Consider the following 17,706-nt stretch of genomic DNA (forward strand, 5'->3'; position numbering starts at 1 on the left):
GCGCTCCATCGGAGGGTTCAAGGCGCGACGATGGCGCTCAGCCCGTGGTTGCGCGCTGCCCGGGCCAGGCGGCCGTCTCGCCGGATGTCGGAGACGAACTGGTCCAGGCGCGCCAGCCACTGGGCGTCGGCAGGACTGGTTGCATAGCCGTAGGGAAGCACGTGGAACGGCTTGGGCGGTGCGATCAACCGGGCCCAGTCGGAGCTGTCGAGCAGCCGGCGGCTGTAGGGGTAGTCGGTCATGAACACATCCACGCGCCCTGCCATGAGCTCCTTCTCGCGGGTCTGGGGCGGCTCGATGGACACGATCTGCGCATGCTTGAGCGTCTCGCGCATCACGGGCTCCATGAAGGTGCCACGCTGCACGGCGACCTGCACGCCGGGCTGGTCGATGTCCGCCCAGGACTGCACGGCCTGATTGCTCTTGGTCGTGACGCCGTAGATGTCGCTGCTCAGATAGGGCTGCGTGAAGCGCAGCTGCTTTTGCCGCTGGGGGAGTATGCCCACGGCGAACATGGCGACATCGCAGCGCGACTCCAGCAGGTCAGGTATCAGCCTGGGAAAGGAGGAATCCACATACTGCAGCCGTACGCCCAGCTCCCTGGCCAGCTCCGCCGACAGCTCTGCATCCACGCCCGTCAGCCGGCCCGTGCGCGGGTCGCGGAAGGTGATGCCGTAGTAGTCGGGCCATATGCACACACGCAGGGCGCCCGTGGATGCAATCCGCTCCAGCACCTCGCCAGCTGCGGCAGAGCCGGACCATGGCACCAGACACAGCAGCAATCCGGCAACGGCTGCCAGGCGGGCCAGCACGCGCCTTGGAGACGGTGCGCCGAAACATGTCGATGATGGATGCATGGCGGGCTTTCAGGGTGTGTCGATCAGATCGGTGAAGGACGGGGACTGCCGGGTCAGCGCCAGGCGCAGCGCATCCAGCTCTTCGATGTTGTCCATGAACGCGTCGACGATGCCGGGATCCAGGGCCTTGCCCCGTTCCGCCGCGATCATCTCCAGGGCCCGTGCTCGCCCGAACGCCGGCCGGTACACCCGGTCCATGGTGAGCGCGTCGAAGATATCGACGATGGAGGTGATGCGCGCCGACAGCGGGATGTCCTCGCCTGCCAATCCCTGCGGGTAGCCCTTGCCGTCGAAGCGTTCGTGGTGGCTGGCGGCGATTTCGGCCGCCATCTGGAACACCGGGATGCGCGACTGGCCCAGCAGATGCGCGCCGATCTCGGCATGCCGGTTCATGACCAGGCGCTCCTGCGCATCCAGCGGGCCCTGCTTCTTGAGGATGGTGTCCGGAATGCCGACCTTGCCGATGTCATGCATCGGGGCCGCCTTGCGCAGCAGGCTGGCGAATTCGATGCGGCAGCCCAGGCGCAGGGCCAAGGCCTCCGACAGGTAGCCGATGCGGATGATGTGCGAGCCGGTGTCGTCGTCCTTGAACTCGGCGGCCATGGCCAGGCGCAGCAGGGTCTCGTGGTGGGCGCGTGTCACTTCCTTGAGCAGATCGTTGCGCTCGCGGTACATGCGGCCGAAGTCCTGGATGAGCTGCTCCATCTGCTCCACGGCCGCAGGATCGAAACGTCGCGATGGCTCCCGGGGGGAGGCGGTCTGGTACTGGGCCATCAGTCGATCCTCTCGAGCTTTTCGATCGTCTCCAGCAGCTTCAGGGTGCTGAAGGGCTTGACCAGGTATTCGTCGGCTCCGGCCAGCAGGCCCGCCTTGCGGTCCTCGGCGCTGCCCCGGGCCGTCAGCAGGATGACCTGCGTATGCAGCAGCTCGTAGGAGCGCTTGATGCGGCTGCACACCTCCAGGCCGTCGAGCGTGCCCGGCATCATGATGTCGAGCAGGACGATGTCGGGCCTGAGCCTCTCGGCCATCGCCCAGGCCTCGTCGCCATCGCAAGCCTCTATGACGTCAAAGTCGCTGAATTCCAGTGTCATGCGCAGCAGCTTGCGGATGTCGGCATGGTCCTCGGCGATCAGTATCTTTTGCATGGGGAGATCTTTCATGCCGCAACAAAGGTGTGGGCCGGCATGTGAATCATAAATATCAATTCAATCAAATTTTATTGAATTTATCTATCAAATCTGTTGCCAGGCCTGCACGCCCGTGGGCGCCGGATGCTGCCGCCCGCAGCGGGGCGGGTTCCGGCCCCAGGCCGGGAACAGGTCTTTTCCCCCTGTGCGGGAGCCGGCAGCCCCGCCTTTATGTGGCCCGTTCCCAGGCCGGGTCTTTCCACAGGGCATCGAGGTCGGTGAAGCCCCATTTCGCGGGGTCTTCCCGACTGGCTATCTTCTCCTGGCACCCGGGCCGGGCCAGGTCAACGGTCTCCGGTGCCATCCGCATGCCGCTGGCCGTGGAATAGAACACCTTGACCTGCGGACATGTCAGGGACTGGCGGCCAGGGTCCACGACCACCCCCAGCCTGCCCGTTGTCAGCCGCACCAAAGAGCCCACCGGGTAGATGCCTATGCTTTTGACGAAGGCCTGGAATACGGTCTTGTCGAAGTGCCCGGCGCTCCATTCGGCCATCTTGTGCACCGCCTCGGCAGGGTCCCAGCCACGCTTGTAGGGGCGGTCCGAGGTGATGGCGTCGTAGACATCGCAGACCGCGCCCATCTTCGCGAACAGGCTGATGTCCTCGCCGCGCAGCCCGTGGGGGTAGCCTGTGCCATCCACCTTCTCATGATGGTGAAGGCAGACGTCCAGCACCACCGGATCATCGACGCCGCCGGCCAGGAGCAGCTCCAGGCCTCGCGCCGGATGCTCGCGGACCTCGGCAAACTCCCTGTCGGTCAGGCGCCCCGGCTTGTTCAGGATGGGGGCGGGGATCGCCATCTTTCCAATATCGTGCAGCAGCCCCGCATAGCCCGCCTGGCGCACCTGCTGCGGTGGCAGGTCGAGCTGGCGTGCCAGCACGATCATCAAGGCGCAGACCGCCACCGAGTGCATGTAGGTGTAGTCGTCGCTGCTCTTGAGTCGGGCGATGCTGACCAAGGCGCACGGGTTGCGGATGATCGACTCGGACATCTCGGCGACCACGGAGCGGGCCTCGTCCTGGTTGATCTCCCTGCCCATGCGCGCCTCGCGGAACATGGCGGTGATCGCCTGCCTGGACTGGCGGCAGATCCGGGCCGCCCGCTTCACCTCCTCATCGAAGGCAACGGGCCGCAGCTCGCACTCCAACTCGGCCAGTTGCGAGATCTCGGACAGTTGGGCGTCGATCACGGTGTCCACCTGCTCGCGCGAGCAAGACGGCTCGTCTTGCGCGACATCCAGGCCTTTGGCGGTATCGATCCACACTTCCTGGATGGGGGCGTGCAGGATCCTCGCCAGGTCGGCAGGGTCTTCCAGCCTGAAGCGGCTGCGCCAGAACGGATGCTCCATCCAGCTGCCGCAAAAGCTCTCCAGAAACATGCCCAGCCGCAGCTGCCGCACACTGATGCGCTTGATCATGAACAAGGGCCCCGCAACGGTTCACATGGATACTTCATCTTGCCGCCATTTCCTTGCTTCTGTACGGATCCAGGTCAGAAGGCCGCCCATTCCTCCTCCTTGACCTGCGGTTGCGCACGGGCCGGCGATACGCGGGCCTGAACGGCCGGCAGCGCTTGCCTGGGCCCCATGACCTGGACGGTGGCGGCACGCGGCGCGGCGGGGTGGCTTGCCCCATGCTCGGGATGCATCCTGAATGTGGAGACGATCTGCGCCAGAGAAGCGGCCTGCTGCTCCAGGCTGCCCGCAGCGGCCGAGCTTTGCTCGACCAGCGCCGCGTTCTGCTGCGTCATCTGGTCCAGCTGGCTCACCGCCTCGCCGACCTGCCGTATGCCTACCGCCTGCTCGGCCGATGCGCTGGAGATCTCGCCGATCATGGTGTCCACGCTGCGCACCTGCTCCACGATGCGGCCCATCTGCTCGCCAGCCCGGGTCGCCACCTGGGTGCCTTGCTCGACCTTTTCCAGGTTGGCACCGATCAGCTCCTTGATCTCGCGGGCCGCCGTGCCCGAGCGCTGGGCCAGCGCGCGCACCTCGCTGGCGACCACCGCGAAGCCCCGGCCCTGTTCGCCGGCCCGCGCGGCCTCCACGGCAGCGTTGAGCGCCAGGATATTGGTCTGGAAGGCAATGGCGTCGATGACGTTCGTGATCTCGGCGATCTTGCGCGAGGCCTGCGAGATGTCCTGCATGGTATGCACCACCAGGGCCACGGACTGGCCTCCCTCGGCAGCCGAGGCCGACGCGGCCGAAGCCACCTTGCTGGCCTGCTGGGCCGTGTCCGCATTCGTGCGCACCGTGGCCGTGAGCTCCTCCATCGATGCGGCCGTCTCCTCGAGGTTGCTGGCCTGCTGCTCGGTGCGCTGGCTCAGGTCCAGGCTGCCGGAGGCGATCTCGCTCGACCCCGTCGCAATGCTGTCGCTGCTGAGGCGAATGCTTGCCATGATCTCGCGAAGCTTGCCGTTCATGTCGCGCATCGCGCCCAGCAGCCGGGCGGGCTCATCCCGGCCCTGCACCACGATGCTGGCCGTGAGGTCGCCCCGCGCCACGGTGTCCGCCACCGAGACCGCCATGTGCAGGGGCTCGGTGATCGAGCGCGTGATGGCCCAGGCCAGCACGGCGCCCAGGGACACCGCCAGCGTGGCCAGCCCGCCGAGCAGGTACAGCGCCAGGTGGTAGTCCTTCTCGGCCTGCTCGGTGGCCTTGCGCCCGCCTTCCTGGTTCAGCGCGATGTCCTGGCCCACGACGTCCATGAGCTGGGCGAAGGCCTGAGCGGTCGCACCCGTGGCCAGTGCGCGCGCCTGGGCCACCTGTTCGGGGCCCCCGCTGGACAGCTCGACCATCTTTTGGTCAGCGGCTCGGGCCGCGTCCCACAGCACCAGCATCCTTTCATACAGCTGCCGCTCCTCTGGCGAGGACACCAGCTTTTCATAGACGGCCAGGTCCGACTGCAGTGACTTCTGGGCCTGCAGCAGCAGGTCCTCCTGGGCGCGCTTCCTTTGCGCGTCCTCCTCGATCACGTGGCGCAGCCCGGCGCGGCGTGCCGCGTTGGCCGTGGCGCGGATCGAGGCCAGCACATTGGTGGAAGGCAGCCAGTTGGTGCCCAGGTCGTTGGCATTGAACTGGACCCGGGCGATCTGCAGTGAGCCGATGGCCGCGACCGTGCTCAGCAGCAGCAGGAGCAGGGTGAAGGCAGCGATGAGCCGTGTGCGGATGGACAGAAGGCGAAGGAACATGGTGGTGGGGCTCCCGAGAGGTGACTAGGAATTTTGATCAATATGATGCAATTGATAATTTACCAAGCTTGAGTTCATCTCGGGGGATTGAATTTATCAATTCAGTCTCGCCAAGCCATTGCTCCGGGATCTGCTGCGCCGAGCCGCCACGCAGTCCTCTACCTCCTTGGACAAGCCGTCGCCACAGCCCGGCAGCGCTTGGCGACGGCTCACGTGTCGAAGCATCAACACCCCCAAAAATGTAACAACCGGTTGTGCTGTTCTTTTCTCTCTGTTAAATTTTTATCAAATTCATCAAATAAATTTGATTGGAGTGATGAAGATGCCACCTACACTGACAACCGACACCGCCAGGCAATGGCTTTCCTTCCTTGTGGACGATGAGGAGTTCGGCATCGACCTGCTGCAAGTGCAGGAGATCCGGTCCTACGAGTCGCCCATGCGCATTGCCAATGGCCCCGCCTACTTCAACGGCGTGCTGGAACTGCGCGGGGAGGTCATTCCCGTCATCGATCTGCGGCTCAGGCTGGGGCTTGCGGCCAAGCCGTACGACGCCTGCACCGTGACCATCATGCTGCGCCTGCCTGGCGGAGTGACGGGCATGGTGGTGGAGGGTGTCACCGACGTGGTGACGCTCATGCCGCAGGACCTGCGCGCCGTGCCCGCCATGGGCGGGGGCCTGGTCAATGACTGCCTGCTGGCCATGGGCGTGCTCGAGGAGCGTTCGCTGCTGCTCATCGATGCCGACAAGCTCCTGGTGACGGCCACGGCAGCCCTGCCGGACTGCGCTGTGAGCTGAGCCATTTGCTCCGGCACACCTCTTTCTCCGCCTCTACACCGCAATTTGCCAACCCAACTGGAGACGCGCCATGAATCCCCGCTTCTGGACGGTCAAGACCAAACTTTCCGTGGCTTTCACCTGCCTGGCACTTCTCACCGTAGTGGTGTCCCTGCTGGCATTGCAGGCGCTGCGCGAGGCGAACCTGAATCTCGTGCACTTCGTCGAAGGCATCAACGCCCGTGCACACCTGGCAGAGAGGGTTCGCACAGCCGTGGACCGCAGGGCGATCGCGGCGCGCAACCTGGTGCTGGTGACCTCGCCTGCAGATCTGGCGGCGGAGAAGGATGCCGTGACCTCCGCGCACACCGACGTCAACACCTCGCTGGCCGAACTCCAGGCCAAGATGGCTTTGAAGGATGTTGCGGCCGATGCACGCGATCTGGTTGCCAAGATTGTGGGCGTGGAGCAGCGCTATGGACCGGTTGCGACCGATATCGTGGCCCTGGCTCTGCAAAACCAGAAGGAGGCAGCGATCCGCAAGATGAACGAAGAGTGCCGGCCCTTGCTGGCGCAGCTGATCGAGGCCACCCGCCAGTACAGTGAACTGACCCGCATCCGTTCACAGCAGATGATCGAAGAGGCCGCGCAGGCCTACGCGCACCGCAGAAACATGCTGATCGCCGCCAGCGTCACGGCCTTTGTCCTGGCCGTGCTGATGGGGCAGCTGATAGCACGCGGCCTGACGCGCTCCCTGGGCGCAGAGCCGGCGCAACTGGGCGATGTCGCCCGGCAGATCGCCCAAGGCAATCTCAGCCCTGAACTGCTGCGCCACCAGGCCCCTGAAGGCAGCGTCCAGGCATCGCTCAATGCCATGCTCCAGAGCCTGGCCTCGGTCGTGCAGGACGTGCGCAGCAATGCCGACGGGGTGGCGGGCGGCAGCACGGAGATCGCCAACGGCAATGCCGACTTGAGCCAGCGCACCGAACAGCAGGCCAGCGCATTGCAGGAGACTGCAGCGTCGATGGAGCAGCTGTCGACCACCGTCAAGCAAAACGCGGACAACGCCAGGCAGGTCAATCAACTCGCCCTGGGCGCAAGCCAGGTGGCCACCAAGGGCGGCGGCTCGGTGCAGGAGGTCGTCAATGCGATGCAGGACATCAGCGAAAGCTCGCGCCAGATCGGCGAAATCGTGGGCGTGATCGACGGCATCGCGTTCCAGACCAACATCCTGGCGCTCAATGCCGCAGTCGAGGCTGCGCGCGCAGGCGAGCAGGGCAAAGGCTTTGCCGTGGTGGCCGGTGAGGTGCGCAACCTGGCGCAGCGCAGCGCGCAGGCCGCCCGGGAAATCAAGCAGCTCATCGCCACCAGCACCACACGGGTCAAGCAGGGCACCGAGCTGGCCGACCAGGCTGGCGCCACCATGGCGCAGGTGCTGCAGTCCATCCAGCGCGTGACCGACCTCATGGGGGAGATCAGCAGTGCCAGCGATGAGCAAAGCGCGGGGGTGGCGCAGGTCGGCAAGGCCGTCAGCCAGATGGACCAGGTCACGCAGCAGAATGCGGCGCTGGTGGAGGAAAGCGCGGCAGCGGCGGCCAGCCTCAGAACGCAGGCACAGCAGCTGGTTCAGGCCGTGTCGATCTTCCAGCTGGGCGGCCAGGCGGCACAGCCTGCCTCGACACCGCCGCTGTCGCAGCCGACGGTGCAGGCGCGCAATCCGGCACCCGCGAAAGCGGCGCTCCCCGCCCGCCAGGCTGCCCGGCCCGTGCTGCGCCCCGTGAGCCCGGTGAGCCCTGCGCACAAGCAGGCGCAAGCGCAGGAGCAGGACGACTGGGTGTCGTTCTGATCAACGGCCCCTTGCGTGCCGCCGGGGGGCGCGGCCGCCGCCATGCCGGGTCTGCCAGGAGCCGCAGGGCCCAAGTCCAGGGCCCGTGCAAGTTCTGATATTTTCAGCGCTGTTCCTGCGCAGGCAGCCCCCGGTTATCGATACTCCATGGCCATGATTGCAAACCTTATTCCGTTGAACCCCACGCACCTGGATGCCGCCATCGTCGATCTCGACGGCACCATGGTCAACACCCTGGGCGACTTCGCCGAAGCCCTCAACCGCATGCTGGCGGACCTGCAACTGCCGGCCATCGCCCCGCAGGCCATAGAGAACATGGTGGGCAAGGGCTCGGAGCACCTGATCCGATCGGTGCTGGACCATGTGGGCGCGGCCGACGTGGACGCCGCCTATGACCAGGCCTGGACACGCTACGAACACCATTACCTGCAGCTCAACGGCCAGTTCGCCGATGTCTACCCGGGCGTGCTCGAAGGCCTGCAGGCATTGCGCGCACGCGGCCTGCGGCTGGCCTGCCTGACCAACAAGCCGCTGTCCTTCGCCCGGCCGCTGCTGGAGCAAAAAGGCCTGGCACCGCTGTTCGAACAGGTCTTCGGCGGCGATTCCTTCGAGCGCAAGAAGCCCGACCCCCTGCCCCTGCTCAAGACCTGCGAGGCCCTGGGCACCTCCCCGGCACGCACACTGATGCTGGGCGACTCCAGCAACGACGCCCAGGCCGCGCGCGCCGCGGGCTGCCCCGTGGTGCTGGTGAGCTACGGCTACAACCACGGCCAGCCCGTGCGCCAGGTCGATGCCGATGGCTTCGTCGATGCGCTGACCGAACTGGCCTGATTCGCACAGTTCCAGGTTTTTTGGAAAAAGAATGGGATTTGGTGATGGTTAACGCACTTTGACGGTGCGATTTATGTTTTTGCTAGAGTCGTCTGCTTTGCCACCCTGGCCGCGATCCGGCCACAGACAAGGAGGAAGCACGCGACATGCACGGACTGCACCTGACCGCCGATCTCTACCAATGCCAGGGCGACGAGCGCCATATGCTCGACGCCGATGCCATCGCCGCCCTGTGCCGCGCACAGACCGCGCAGGCCGGCCTGACCCTGGTGGAGGACCGCTGGGTCAAGTTCCCTGACTACCAGGGGCAGCCCGGCGGCGTCACCGGCACCGTGCTGCTGGCCGAATCGCACCTGGCCATACACACCTGGCCCGAGACCGGCTGCGTCACCGTCGATGTCTACGTCTGCAACTTCTCCGCCGACAACTCGGGCAAGGCCCGCGCGCTGATGGAGGGCGTGATCGCCGCCTACGCGCCGGGCCGCGTGGTGCGCCAGCATCTGATGCGCGGCGAAATCGGTCCCGGCGCCCAGGCCACGGCGGCGGCCGATGAGGGCGATTGGGCGCTGGAGGCGCTCACGCCCCATGCGCGCTTTGGCTGGCGCGCCACGCGGCGCGAAACCGTGCAGACGCCCCATCAGGAGCTGGAGCTGCTGCACACGCCGCAGTTCGGCAAGGTGCTGCGACTGGATGGCCGCTTCATGACCTCCGAAGGCGAGGAATTCTTCTACCACGAGGCCCTGGTCCACCCCGCTGCCCTGGCCCACCCGGCGCCGCGCAAGGCGCTGATCCTGGGCGGCGGCGATGGCGGCGCAGCCGAGGAACTGCTCAAGCACCCGTCCATGGAGCAGGTGGTGGTGGCCGAGCTGGACGAGGCCGTGGTCCAGGCCGCGCGCACGCACCTGCAGCAGGTGCATCGGGGCGTGTTCGATGACCCGCGCCTGCAGCTGCGCATAGGCGACGGCATGGCCATGGTGGAGCGCACCGAAGAACGCTTCGACCTCGCCCTGATGGACCTCACCGACCCCGACACGCCTGCCAGCGCGCTGTACTCCGACCAGGCCCTGGCGCGCATGAAGCGCGTGCTGGCGCCGGGCGGCGCCCTGGTGCTGCACCTGGGCAGCCCCGTCTTCCATGGCGAGCAGGTGGTGCGGCTGGTGGCCAGCCTGCGCGAGCGCTTTGCCATCGTGCGCTGCTACGGCCTGTACATCCCCCTGTACGGCGCCTACTGGGGCCTGGCCGTGGCCTCCGACACGCTGGACGCGGCGGCGCTGCCCCCCGCCCAGCTGCGCCAGCGCCTGGCCGAGCGCCGCCTGCCCGACCTGCGCTACTACAACGCCGAAGTGCACCCCGCACTGTTCGCGCTGCCCAACTATTACCGCGACCTGGTGCAGCCCGCGCCCCTGGCGGCGCTGCCCCCGCGCGCGGTCCGCGTCGCCTGAGCTCGGCCCGTTCTGGCAACGGGCCGAGCCCGGCCCGCCCTGGCCGGGCTGCGGTGGCAACTGCGCGCCCGGCAGGGCAAATTTGACACAGTGCTGCAATCTGGTGGCAAGTCTGCTGTAATGAAAAACGGCGGGAAGGCCCGTGCGCCCGCCATTTTTCCGGCTTCCTGGTAAGTATTTCCGGGATATTGCGTGCTTGCAAAAACCATATCAACAGATAAAGCGCCAGACGCCCTGTATCAAAATGACTGCTTCCCTTTCAAAAACAAGAATATCCGCGTCCAAATACCATGATGATTCCTTGCTGCGGCTTTGGAATTGGGCTTTGTTGGCAGGGCTGGTATTGAGCTTTCCCCTGAGCTTTGTATTGCCGCAAAGCCTGAGCTGGGAAAATGGATTCCTGGAGAATATCCAGGCCGTGACCCTGCTGCTGGGCATGGTGGCGGCCTTGGTTGCGGCGCGGCGGCAAAAAGGCTCCTTTGCAGCGCCACTGTGGTGGATCGCCTCCCTGTTCTGGCTGGCTTTTCTGGGGCGTGAACTGGCCTGGGGCGCAGCTTTCCTGCCCAGCCTGGAGGCTGGCAAGTGGGGGCCGGTGATCAGCTCCCAGGTGCTGTGGTACCGGCCCGCCGTCAAATGGGTGGTGGGCGCCATGCTGCTGCTGTGCTGCTATTGGTTTGTGCGCCACGGTGTCTGGAACAAGGTCATCAAGCGCCTGGTGCGCGAGAAGGCGCTGCCGATATTCAGCCTGGCGACATTTGTCGCGGCCATGGTGATATCCACCAATGCGGAAGGTCATGGCTTCATTGTCCTGCAGCAATGGTTTGATTATCAGGTGATCGTGCTGGAGGAGCTGGTGGAGACATTTGGATATATGGCACTGTGGCTGGCACAGTGGGCGCTGGTCAGGTATGTTGCTGGCTGGCAGGAAGATATTTGAGCCAATATTGATCAAGCCGGCCGCCTGCATATTCCCGGTGTAATGGGGCAGATTCAGGGGCCGGTAAGTCGCCAGTAAGACGCAATCGGGGAGCATGGCCGTTTTCCCCGCAGGTTTGCCGCTCTCGCGGCGGACCGACGGAGCCTGAAACGACAGAACGTGCCATCGCAATGCAAGCCTCCATCTACCAGGACGTGATAGGTATCCAGGCGGCGGGCCAGGCGTATTCCCTGGGTTCGCGCTTCCAAGAATGCAGCCAGCACCGTGCCGTGCGGCTGGAGACGATCTTCGAGTTGCTTATCCTCAAGTTCCGCGAGGACCTGCTGCAGGCGCTGGCCGAGGAGCCTCCAGGCCCCGCACGCCACCTGCGCGCCTATATCCGCTGCGTCTGCGACCATGCCCTGTCCCGCCAGCGCGGCCAGAAGACGGCCGCACAGTTGCTGACCCGCGCAAGATTCCAGAACATATGGTTTGATTTCGTGGATGCGGCCTGCGCCGACGATCTGGTGCCCGAGGACATTGCCCTGCAATGCCGCGCCATGGTCGAGGACCTGTGGGTCATCCATGTGCTGGTCGAGCCCATGGCGCCCCAGCGCATCACCGGGATCAGGGAGCATTTGCTGTCCCTGTGCGGCAACGACGGAAACCATGAATCGCATCGCATTAATTGAGGACCATGCCAGGCTGGCCACGCTGGTCAGCCGCTCGCTGGCCAACTCCGGCATAGAGACCGATGTCTTCCACCAGATCTCCACGGCCTGGCTGGCCCTGCAGGACATCGACTACGGCGTCATCGTCATCGACCGCGGCCTGCCCGATGGCGACGGCCTGCAACTGGTGCAGCGCCTGCGCGCCGCAGGCCGCTCCACGCCCTGCCTGATGCTCACGGCCCGTGACGCGCTCAGCGACCGCGTGGGCGGCCTGGAAGCCGGTGCCGACGACTACCTGACCAAGCCCTTTCCCATGGAAGAGCTGATTGCCCGCGTGCGCGCCCTGCTGCGCCGCCCGGCCCTGGTGCAGGAGCTGGCGCCGCAACTGGGCGACATCAGCATCAGCCCGCAGCAGGCCTGCATGCACTGCGCGGGCTCTGCCATCGCGCTGCCGCCGGCGGAGCTGCAGATCATGCTCAGCCTGGTGCGCAAGGCCGGCGCCACGGTGCGCCGCTCCACGCTGGAGGCGGCGGCCTGGGGCATGAGCAGCGTGGTCACGCCCAACGCCCTCGATGTGGCCCTGCACCGGCTGCGCCGCAAGCTGGCCGCGGCCGGCTCGTGCATGGAAATCGTCAACATCCGGGGTCAGGGCTATGCGCTTCGCGAACCTTTGCTGGCCCGGTAGCCTGCGCTCGCGGCTGCTGGCCGTCTATGGGTTGAGCATGGTGTTCAGCGCGCTGCTGGTGGGCGCGCTGGTGATCCTCGTCGCCAAGCCCTTCGACAGCTATGCGCTGCAGCGCGGCATGGGGCATGCGGCCGAGAAGCTGGCCGAGTGGGTGAGCTTCGATGCCAAGGGCGTGCCCCAGGGGTTCAGCGAGCGTGAACTCAAGGCCTGGATGCTGACCAGCCTGGGCGAGGAAATGCAGCTGCGCATCACCGACGCCCGCGGCCGCGTGGTCTTCGCCCCCAACGGCGAAATGCAGCCGCTGACGCAGACCGGCCGGGGCTTCGACCCCGAGCTCAAGGCCTTTGCCTACGAGCGCGGCGGCGTGGTCATGCGCGCGGGCACGGCCACGCTGGTCCACGACGGCACGACGTGGCACGTGCAGATAGCCGTCAGCGACCGCATGGTGGACTGGCTGCGCGAATCGGTGGGCCTGCCCGCGCTGTGGCGCGGCATGGTGGCCATCGGCGTGGTCTTCCTGGTCGTGTTCCTGTTCTCCACGCACCGCACGCTGCAGCGCATGCTCAGGCCGCTGGGCGTGGCCGCGCAGGATGCCCAGCGCATCACCCCGCAGACGCTGGGCACGCGCCTGCAGCCCAAGGACCTGCCGCGCGAGTTCGCGCCCCTGGTCGAGGCCTTCAACCACGTGCTGGACCGGCTGCAGGCCGGCTTCAGGAACCAGCAGGAATTCCTGTCCATGGCCGCGCATGAGCTCAAGACGCCGCTGGCCCTGATGCGCGTGCAGATCGAGCTGGAGCCCGAGGACCGGCGCAGCCCCGAGCTGCTCAAGGACGTGGACCACATGGCGCGCCAGGTCCAGCAGCTGCTGCACCTGGCCGAGGTCTGCGAGCACCAGCGCTACCGCATGGAAGACATTGCGCCGGCCGACATCATTGGCGAGGTCTGCGACTTCATGGCACGCGCCTCCGAAAAATGCGGCGTGCACATCCACTGCGAGGTCAAGGACGGCTCGCCTGCCTGGCGTGCCGACCGGGGCGCGCTGTTCGTGCTGCTCAAGAACCTGATCGAGAACGCCGTGCAGCACAGCCCGCAGGGCGCCACCGTCACCGTGAAGGCCTGCGGCCTGGGCTTTTCGGTGCTGGACCAGGGCCGTGGCGTGCCGCCCGAGGACCTGCCGCGCATCTTCGAGCGCTTTTGGCGCAGCAGCGAGCGGCGCGACCTGGGCGCAGGCCTGGGGCTGCCCATCTGCCTGGAGATTGCGCGCGCCCATGGCTGGACGCTCACGGCCCTGCCCGGTGCCACGGGGCTGGAGATCCAGGCGCGCTTTGCCGGGCCGGTGCAGGAGCCCGCGCAGCCGTTCAACCGCCCAGCAATGCCTTCTTGAGCTGCTCGTCGGCCGGGTGCGGGCCCAGCCAGATGCCCAGCAGCGCCTGGAAGAACTCGGGCTCCTGGAAGGGCGCGCCCTGGGCCTGGCCCTTGACGAAGACCTGGGCGCCCTGGCCCGGCACCCAGTCCACCGAGAAGTTCTCGCCCGGCAGCAGCTTCTTGTGTTGCGTGAAGATGTCGCTCATGCGCAGCACGCCGGGCACCAGGCGGGAGAAGCGGGCGCGCTCCATGTTGTCCTCGATGCCGCGCGCGAACAGCTTGCCCAACTCGGCCGAATCGATCTCGCGCAGCATGGTCACGCTCACGCGCTTGGGGCCGGGCAGGGCCGCGATCTCCTGCAGGCTGGCGGCCGGCTTTTCCAGGTACAGGCCCGCCGTGTACACCTTGAAGATGGCCTTGTAGCGAATGCCCGCGCCATTGAGCTGCAGCGTCTGGCCGCCCACCCCCGCCTGGGCGGGATAGGCCACGCCCGCGACGGTGCGCGGCGGCTCCTGGGCAGTGGCGGCCAGCGGCATCGCCAGCGCCATGGCCAGGGCGGCTGTCTTCATCCAGCGGGGCAAGGCGGTCATGGTGTCTCCTGCGCGGGGGCTGTGGCCCGGTTGCGGTTTGTTACGTCCGGGCGACATGTTGTGGGGATCGGGTGGGGGTGGCAACAGGGTTTTCGCTGGCCGATGGAGGGTGGCTATCATCCTGCTCGGTCCGCTTTCTTGTCGTGGGTGTATGCCCACGTTCCTGCGGTTATGGACGGGATGGGGCTACCCGCAAGGGCGTCCGCACGTCGCAATGCGTGTTCTTAACATCCCGTCCACCTGTCTGTGCGTTGCACCGCTGATTCTGTTTGCAAGCCCCTGTCGGGGCGTTTCTTTTCGAGGCCGGGTTTCGGCCCGGCGGCCGACTCACTTTCTTGTCTCGCTACAAGAAAGTGAGCAAAGAAAAGCGCCCGGATGTCCGCGACCCCTTCGCTTCGCTGCGGGGCAACCTGCGCCGTGGCGGTTGCGGGGTTCGCCGTGAAACTCACTTCGCGCTGCGCGCTACGTTCAAACAATCACGGCGAGTCAGATGACGAAGCAGTCCTGTCCTTCGGCAGGACTGCAACCCCGCAACCACCACGGCGCAGGCGCTGACATACGGGGAGTTTGCCCGGGCCTTCGCTGCGCTCGGCCTGGGGCTTCGGGGCGCTTGCCGTCTTGAAAGCCTCTATCATTGCGGCGGCCCCCTGTTCAGGGGCTGGTGCGTAAGAACACTTGACTGTTGAGCGGTGCGGCCTCGCCGTTAAGGAGGCCTTGTCACGTCTGAATTGTCGGATCGTGGGTGCATGCCCACGTCCCTGCGGTTACGGGCGGGATGGGGCTACCCGCAAGGGCGTCCGCACGGCTCAGCACGTGTTCTTAACATCCCGTCCACCTGTTTGTGCGTAAGAACACAGACGGGTGGTTCCCGTCTCGCTGAGGAGTAAATCATGTACGTCATGTACGGCACTTCTTTTTCTGCCTTCCCCTCCACCCATCAAGCGCCCCACGCTGGCGCGTCTGCCGTGGGAGGGGTTGCGCCATGAGTACCTCTTCCACAACCCTGACCCAGCCCACGCCGCAGCAGTTGAGCCATGCCGTGACCGAGATCGGCCGGCTGACGCTGCAAGGCAGCAGCGAGGTGTACTCGCTGGGCCAGCTGGCGCTGGCCTGGCTGGAGCGGCCCGAGGGCCATCGCAATCTGGAGGTGGTGGCCAATGCGCTGCAGGCCATTTGCGGGGCTGCGCAGCGGATGGAGGAGCTGGTTGAGGACGAGGTGAGCTACGTGCATTGCCTGCAGGAGGATCCGGCGTATCTGCGGCGGATGGCTGCGGCTTCGGCGGCGTTTGAGCGCTGATTCTCTTTGCAAGCCCTGTCGGGCCTTCGCTTCGCTTGGCCCGGCGTTTCAGCCCAGGACGTTCTTCAGCAGCGTCTTTTCCTGCTCCGTGAGGGCGGCGATGCATTCGTCGCCCAGGGCCTGCAGCAGCCGGGTGCTGTCGGCATTGGCGATGTCCAGGCCCAGGCGCTTTTGCTGGGCTGCGGGCTGCGTGAAGTTCAGGCGCAGGTAGCTGCTGGTGCCCAGTTCCTGGCGGGCCGCCTTGACGGCCTGGACTTCCTGGGCGGCCATGACCAGGTCCAGCAGGGGCTTGACCAGGGTCAGCCCGCGCCGGGGCATGGCCACGGGGTCCTGGCCCTGCTGGGGGTTGGCGGTGCCTACGCTGATCATCACGATGTCGGCGGCCGGCCCCCAGAGTTGGCGGGCGGCCTGCAGGGCCAGCAGGTCGGGCGCGTTGGCGGCGAGTCCGCCGTCCACGAAGACATGGCCTGCTGCGGCGTGCGCAGGAAAGTAGGTGGGGGCGGCCGATGAGGCCAGCATGGCGTCCATCAGCGTCAGGCCCAGCCGGTCCCTGTCGGGCAGGGCGCCGCTGGCCAACAGGTGCAGCTGCGATGAATTCCAGTTCACGGCGGGCAGCAGCAGCGGCACCTGCAGTTGCCCCAGGGCGGACTGCTCCGCTTGCGGCATGGCCTCCTTGATCGCTGCGCGCAGCGGGGCGCTGTCATAGAGCGCCTTGCCCATGGCCTGGCGCAGGCCGGGCAGCCATTTGGAGGGAAAGATGGCGGGGCCGTGGTCCAGCAGCAGTTGCTTGATGCGCGCGGGCTGGCAGCCGCTGGCCAGGGCGGTGGCGATGATGGCGCCGATGGAGGTGCCGGCGAACAGGTCCACTTTCTCCAGCAGGTCGCCGTTGCCGAATTCGCGGTGGATGCGCTCCAGCACATGGGCGCTGAAGAGGCCGCGATAGCCGCCGCCCGACAGGCTCAGGACGACCCGGCGCCGGCGCAGGCCCTGGCGCACCGCGCTGGACAGGGGCGGTACGTCGAAGTCCATCACAGCGCGTGCACGGCAACGCCACGGGCGGCGGCCTGCGTCAGGTAGAGGTTGGCGGGCTCGGTGTAGCAGACCTTGAGCAGGTCGGCCGTGGCGATGAGCAGCCGCAGGTCCTGCGCCAGGGGCGCCGTGCCCTGCGGGCCCTGGCTGTCCAGCGGCGCGAAGTTGCGCCATTCGATGAAGCGCTCCAGCACCTTGTTGTCCACGCTGGTCAGCATGGAGGCGCCTTCGGCGCGCAGGTTGGCATACAGCGCATCGAGCAGGGAGAACCACTCGTTGCGGTCACGCAGGTCGTGGAATGCCTCGGCCACGGCCGCCTTGGCGATGGCCATGGACAGGTCGCTGACGATGCAGTCCAGCGGCCGGATGGTGGAGAACCACTGCAGGGTTGCGGGCTCCTGGTTCGCCATCCACAGCAGGCAGCGGGGGCCCAGCAGGTAGCGGCTCATGGCGCGCGCCGGGCGGGTACGTCGATATCGCCGCGCGCCCCGGACATCTGCGCAGCGGACAGATCCACGGCCTGGCGCGGCAGCGGCAGGGACCGGCAGATGTCGGCCACCGTGCGGGGGGCGCGCTCGTTGGCGGACAGGGCCACCATGTGCTCCTCGCTGACGATCACGTAGCGCTTGCGGCCCTGGGAGATGAGGGCCACCCCGTCGTGATCCGCCTGTTTGAGCACCGCGCCGTACTGCGCCTTGAAGACCGAGATCGGCATGGGCGTGGTGTTGCGCGGCATGGCCGATCCGACCTGATGGCTCAGGTCCCGCAGGGCGCGGTTCAGCGGGTCGCGCTCGCCCTCGGGCAAGGCAGCGTCGGTGCGGGCGGAGAAATGGGACGGCATGGTCGACCTTTCTGGTCAGGTTGTGCTGCCATTGTTGGTCAGGCTGACCAGGGTGTCAATTGTGGCCATGGCAGGCCCCTGCGGCGCCCCCGCAAGGGGCCGGCCCGCACTTGTACCCAGCCGCGTCTGCGCTACACTTGCCCGCTATGTTCATTCATCGCATGTTCATTGCAGGTTGT

General features: G+C 66.4%; 18 protein-coding genes. 9 read left to right on the forward strand and 9 right to left on the reverse strand.

Annotation, left to right across the window (positions count from 1 at the left end; genetic code table 11):
* Nucleotides 1-17: 17 nt before the first annotated feature.
* The 5 genes from ACN20X_RS03495 to ACN20X_RS03515 all read right to left on the reverse strand — a co-directional run bounded on the left by ACN20X_RS03495 (nucleotide 18) and on the right by ACN20X_RS03515 (nucleotide 5,236).
* On the reverse strand, nucleotides 18-857 hold the full coding sequence (locus ACN20X_RS03495; RefSeq protein WP_016453965.1) for a substrate-binding periplasmic protein: 840 nt from the start codon (nucleotides 855-857) through the stop codon (nucleotides 18-20).
* Between the two features lie 9 nt (nucleotides 858-866).
* The gene (locus ACN20X_RS03500; protein WP_016450587.1) at nucleotides 867-1,631 is read right to left on the reverse strand and encodes an HD-GYP domain-containing protein; all 765 of its coding nucleotides are present in this window, start codon (nucleotides 1,629-1,631) and stop codon (nucleotides 867-869) included.
* Nucleotides 1,631-2,002 (reverse strand): response regulator transcription factor, encoded by a 372-nt coding sequence (locus ACN20X_RS03505; RefSeq protein ID WP_017404901.1) that lies wholly within the window; start codon nucleotides 2,000-2,002, stop codon nucleotides 1,631-1,633. Before ACN20X_RS03505 ends, ACN20X_RS03500 begins: the two co-directional genes overlap by 1 nt.
* A gap of 211 nt (nucleotides 2,003-2,213) precedes the next feature.
* The gene (locus ACN20X_RS03510) at nucleotides 2,214-3,464 is read right to left on the reverse strand and encodes an HD-GYP domain-containing protein (protein WP_046240182.1); all 1,251 of its coding nucleotides are present in this window, start codon (nucleotides 3,462-3,464) and stop codon (nucleotides 2,214-2,216) included.
* 74 nt (nucleotides 3,465-3,538) lie between these two features.
* Nucleotides 3,539-5,236 (reverse strand): methyl-accepting chemotaxis protein, encoded by a 1,698-nt coding sequence (locus ACN20X_RS03515; protein WP_473210286.1) that lies wholly within the window; start codon nucleotides 5,234-5,236, stop codon nucleotides 3,539-3,541.
* Nucleotides 5,237-5,558: 322 nt separating this feature from the next.
* Between ACN20X_RS03515 and ACN20X_RS03520 the strand changes: the two genes are divergently transcribed.
* The 8 genes from ACN20X_RS03520 to ACN20X_RS03555 all read left to right on the forward strand — a co-directional run bounded on the left by ACN20X_RS03520 (nucleotide 5,559) and on the right by ACN20X_RS03555 (nucleotide 13,789).
* Nucleotides 5,559-6,035, forward strand: coding sequence for a chemotaxis protein CheW (locus ACN20X_RS03520; RefSeq protein WP_016450786.1), 477 nt, complete (start codon nucleotides 5,559-5,561; stop codon nucleotides 6,033-6,035).
* 70 nt (nucleotides 6,036-6,105) lie between these two features.
* Complete coding sequence (locus tag ACN20X_RS03525; protein ID WP_043790791.1) at nucleotides 6,106-7,860, forward strand: methyl-accepting chemotaxis protein; 1,755 nt, start codon at nucleotides 6,106-6,108, stop codon at nucleotides 7,858-7,860.
* A 153-nt stretch (nucleotides 7,861-8,013) separates the two neighbouring features.
* On the forward strand, nucleotides 8,014-8,691 hold the full coding sequence (locus ACN20X_RS03530) for a phosphoglycolate phosphatase (protein ID WP_473210287.1): 678 nt from the start codon (nucleotides 8,014-8,016) through the stop codon (nucleotides 8,689-8,691).
* Nucleotides 8,692-8,837: 146 nt separating this feature from the next.
* Nucleotides 8,838-10,133, forward strand: a complete 1,296-nt coding sequence (gene speE, locus ACN20X_RS03535; protein WP_473210288.1) for a polyamine aminopropyltransferase — start codon at nucleotides 8,838-8,840, stop codon at nucleotides 10,131-10,133.
* Nucleotides 10,134-10,377: 244 nt separating this feature from the next.
* Nucleotides 10,378-11,070, forward strand: a complete 693-nt coding sequence (locus tag ACN20X_RS03540) for a hypothetical protein (protein ID WP_016450790.1) — start codon at nucleotides 10,378-10,380, stop codon at nucleotides 11,068-11,070.
* A gap of 170 nt (nucleotides 11,071-11,240) precedes the next feature.
* A complete protein-coding gene (locus tag ACN20X_RS03545; RefSeq protein WP_016453971.1) occupies nucleotides 11,241-11,741 on the forward strand; it encodes a hypothetical protein in 501 nt (166 codons plus the stop codon).
* A complete protein-coding gene (locus ACN20X_RS03550; protein WP_013804692.1) occupies nucleotides 11,719-12,405 on the forward strand; it encodes a response regulator transcription factor in 687 nt (228 codons plus the stop codon). Before ACN20X_RS03545 ends, ACN20X_RS03550 begins: the two co-directional genes overlap by 23 nt.
* Complete coding sequence (locus tag ACN20X_RS03555; protein WP_016450792.1) at nucleotides 12,374-13,789, forward strand: sensor histidine kinase; 1,416 nt, start codon at nucleotides 12,374-12,376, stop codon at nucleotides 13,787-13,789. The genes ACN20X_RS03550 and ACN20X_RS03555 overlap by 32 nt, the downstream gene beginning before the upstream one ends.
* Here the strand turns inward: ACN20X_RS03555 and ACN20X_RS03560 are convergent.
* A complete protein-coding gene (locus tag ACN20X_RS03560; RefSeq protein WP_012202680.1) occupies nucleotides 13,764-14,360 on the reverse strand; it encodes a chalcone isomerase family protein in 597 nt (198 codons plus the stop codon). The two genes, ACN20X_RS03555 and ACN20X_RS03560, sit on opposite strands and share 26 nt — an antisense overlap.
* 982 nt (nucleotides 14,361-15,342) lie before the next feature.
* Here ACN20X_RS03560 and ACN20X_RS03565 point away from each other — a divergent pair.
* The gene (locus ACN20X_RS03565) at nucleotides 15,343-15,657 is read left to right on the forward strand and encodes a hypothetical protein (RefSeq protein WP_099734956.1); all 315 of its coding nucleotides are present in this window, start codon (nucleotides 15,343-15,345) and stop codon (nucleotides 15,655-15,657) included.
* A gap of 48 nt (nucleotides 15,658-15,705) precedes the next feature.
* On the opposite strand, the gene ACN20X_RS03570 is transcribed toward ACN20X_RS03565, so the two are convergent.
* The 3 genes from ACN20X_RS03570 to ACN20X_RS03580 are packed head-to-tail and all read right to left on the reverse strand — an operon-like array spanning nucleotide 15,706 to nucleotide 17,527.
* Nucleotides 15,706-16,686: a CBASS cGAMP-activated phospholipase gene (locus ACN20X_RS03570; RefSeq protein ID WP_154836238.1), complete on the reverse strand. Its 981-nt coding sequence runs from the start codon at nucleotides 16,684-16,686 to the stop codon at nucleotides 15,706-15,708.
* Nucleotides 16,686-17,135 carry a hypothetical protein gene (locus ACN20X_RS03575; protein ID WP_016449524.1) on the reverse strand — a complete coding sequence of 150 codons (450 nt, stop codon included), beginning with the start codon at nucleotides 17,133-17,135 and terminating at the stop codon, nucleotides 16,686-16,688. Before ACN20X_RS03575 ends, ACN20X_RS03570 begins: the two co-directional genes overlap by 1 nt.
* Nucleotides 17,132-17,527 (reverse strand): hypothetical protein, encoded by a 396-nt coding sequence (locus ACN20X_RS03580; protein ID WP_013804688.1) that lies wholly within the window; start codon nucleotides 17,525-17,527, stop codon nucleotides 17,132-17,134. The genes ACN20X_RS03575 and ACN20X_RS03580 overlap by 4 nt, the downstream gene beginning before the upstream one ends.
* Between the last annotated feature and the right edge of the window lie 179 nt (nucleotides 17,528-17,706).

The sequence above is a fragment of the Delftia sp. PX-1 genome (assembly GCF_055797465.1).

Excerpts from the sequence above, each read along its gene's own strand:
- ACN20X_RS03495 (WP_016453965.1), bottom strand. The coding sequence starts at position 857 with ATGCATCCATCATCGACATGTTTCGGCGCACCGTCTCCAAGGCGCGTG.
- ACN20X_RS03500 (WP_016450587.1), bottom strand. The coding sequence starts at position 1,631 with ATGGCCCAGTACCAGACCGCCTCCCCCCGGGAGCCATCGCGACGTTTC.
- ACN20X_RS03505 (WP_017404901.1), bottom strand. The coding sequence starts at position 2,002 with ATGCAAAAGATACTGATCGCCGAGGACCATGCCGACATCCGCAAGCTG.
- ACN20X_RS03510 (WP_046240182.1), bottom strand. The coding sequence starts at position 3,464 with ATGATCAAGCGCATCAGTGTGCGGCAGCTGCGGCTGGGCATGTTTCTG.
- ACN20X_RS03515 (WP_473210286.1), bottom strand. The coding sequence starts at position 5,236 with ATGTTCCTTCGCCTTCTGTCCATCCGCACACGGCTCATCGCTGCCTTC.
- ACN20X_RS03520 (WP_016450786.1), top strand. The coding sequence starts at position 5,559 with ATGCCACCTACACTGACAACCGACACCGCCAGGCAATGGCTTTCCTTC.
- ACN20X_RS03525 (WP_043790791.1), top strand. The coding sequence starts at position 6,106 with ATGAATCCCCGCTTCTGGACGGTCAAGACCAAACTTTCCGTGGCTTTC.
- ACN20X_RS03530 (WP_473210287.1), top strand. The coding sequence starts at position 8,014 with ATGATTGCAAACCTTATTCCGTTGAACCCCACGCACCTGGATGCCGCC.
- speE (WP_473210288.1), top strand. The coding sequence starts at position 8,838 with ATGCACGGACTGCACCTGACCGCCGATCTCTACCAATGCCAGGGCGAC.
- ACN20X_RS03540 (WP_016450790.1), top strand. The coding sequence starts at position 10,378 with ATGACTGCTTCCCTTTCAAAAACAAGAATATCCGCGTCCAAATACCAT.
- ACN20X_RS03545 (WP_016453971.1), top strand. The coding sequence starts at position 11,241 with ATGCAAGCCTCCATCTACCAGGACGTGATAGGTATCCAGGCGGCGGGC.
- ACN20X_RS03550 (WP_013804692.1), top strand. The coding sequence starts at position 11,719 with ATGAATCGCATCGCATTAATTGAGGACCATGCCAGGCTGGCCACGCTG.
- ACN20X_RS03555 (WP_016450792.1), top strand. The coding sequence starts at position 12,374 with ATGCGCTTCGCGAACCTTTGCTGGCCCGGTAGCCTGCGCTCGCGGCTG.
- ACN20X_RS03560 (WP_012202680.1), bottom strand. The coding sequence starts at position 14,360 with ATGACCGCCTTGCCCCGCTGGATGAAGACAGCCGCCCTGGCCATGGCG.
- ACN20X_RS03565 (WP_099734956.1), top strand. The coding sequence starts at position 15,343 with ATGAGTACCTCTTCCACAACCCTGACCCAGCCCACGCCGCAGCAGTTG.
- ACN20X_RS03570 (WP_154836238.1), bottom strand. The coding sequence starts at position 16,686 with ATGGACTTCGACGTACCGCCCCTGTCCAGCGCGGTGCGCCAGGGCCTG.
- ACN20X_RS03575 (WP_016449524.1), bottom strand. The coding sequence starts at position 17,135 with ATGAGCCGCTACCTGCTGGGCCCCCGCTGCCTGCTGTGGATGGCGAAC.
- ACN20X_RS03580 (WP_013804688.1), bottom strand. The coding sequence starts at position 17,527 with ATGCCGTCCCATTTCTCCGCCCGCACCGACGCTGCCTTGCCCGAGGGC.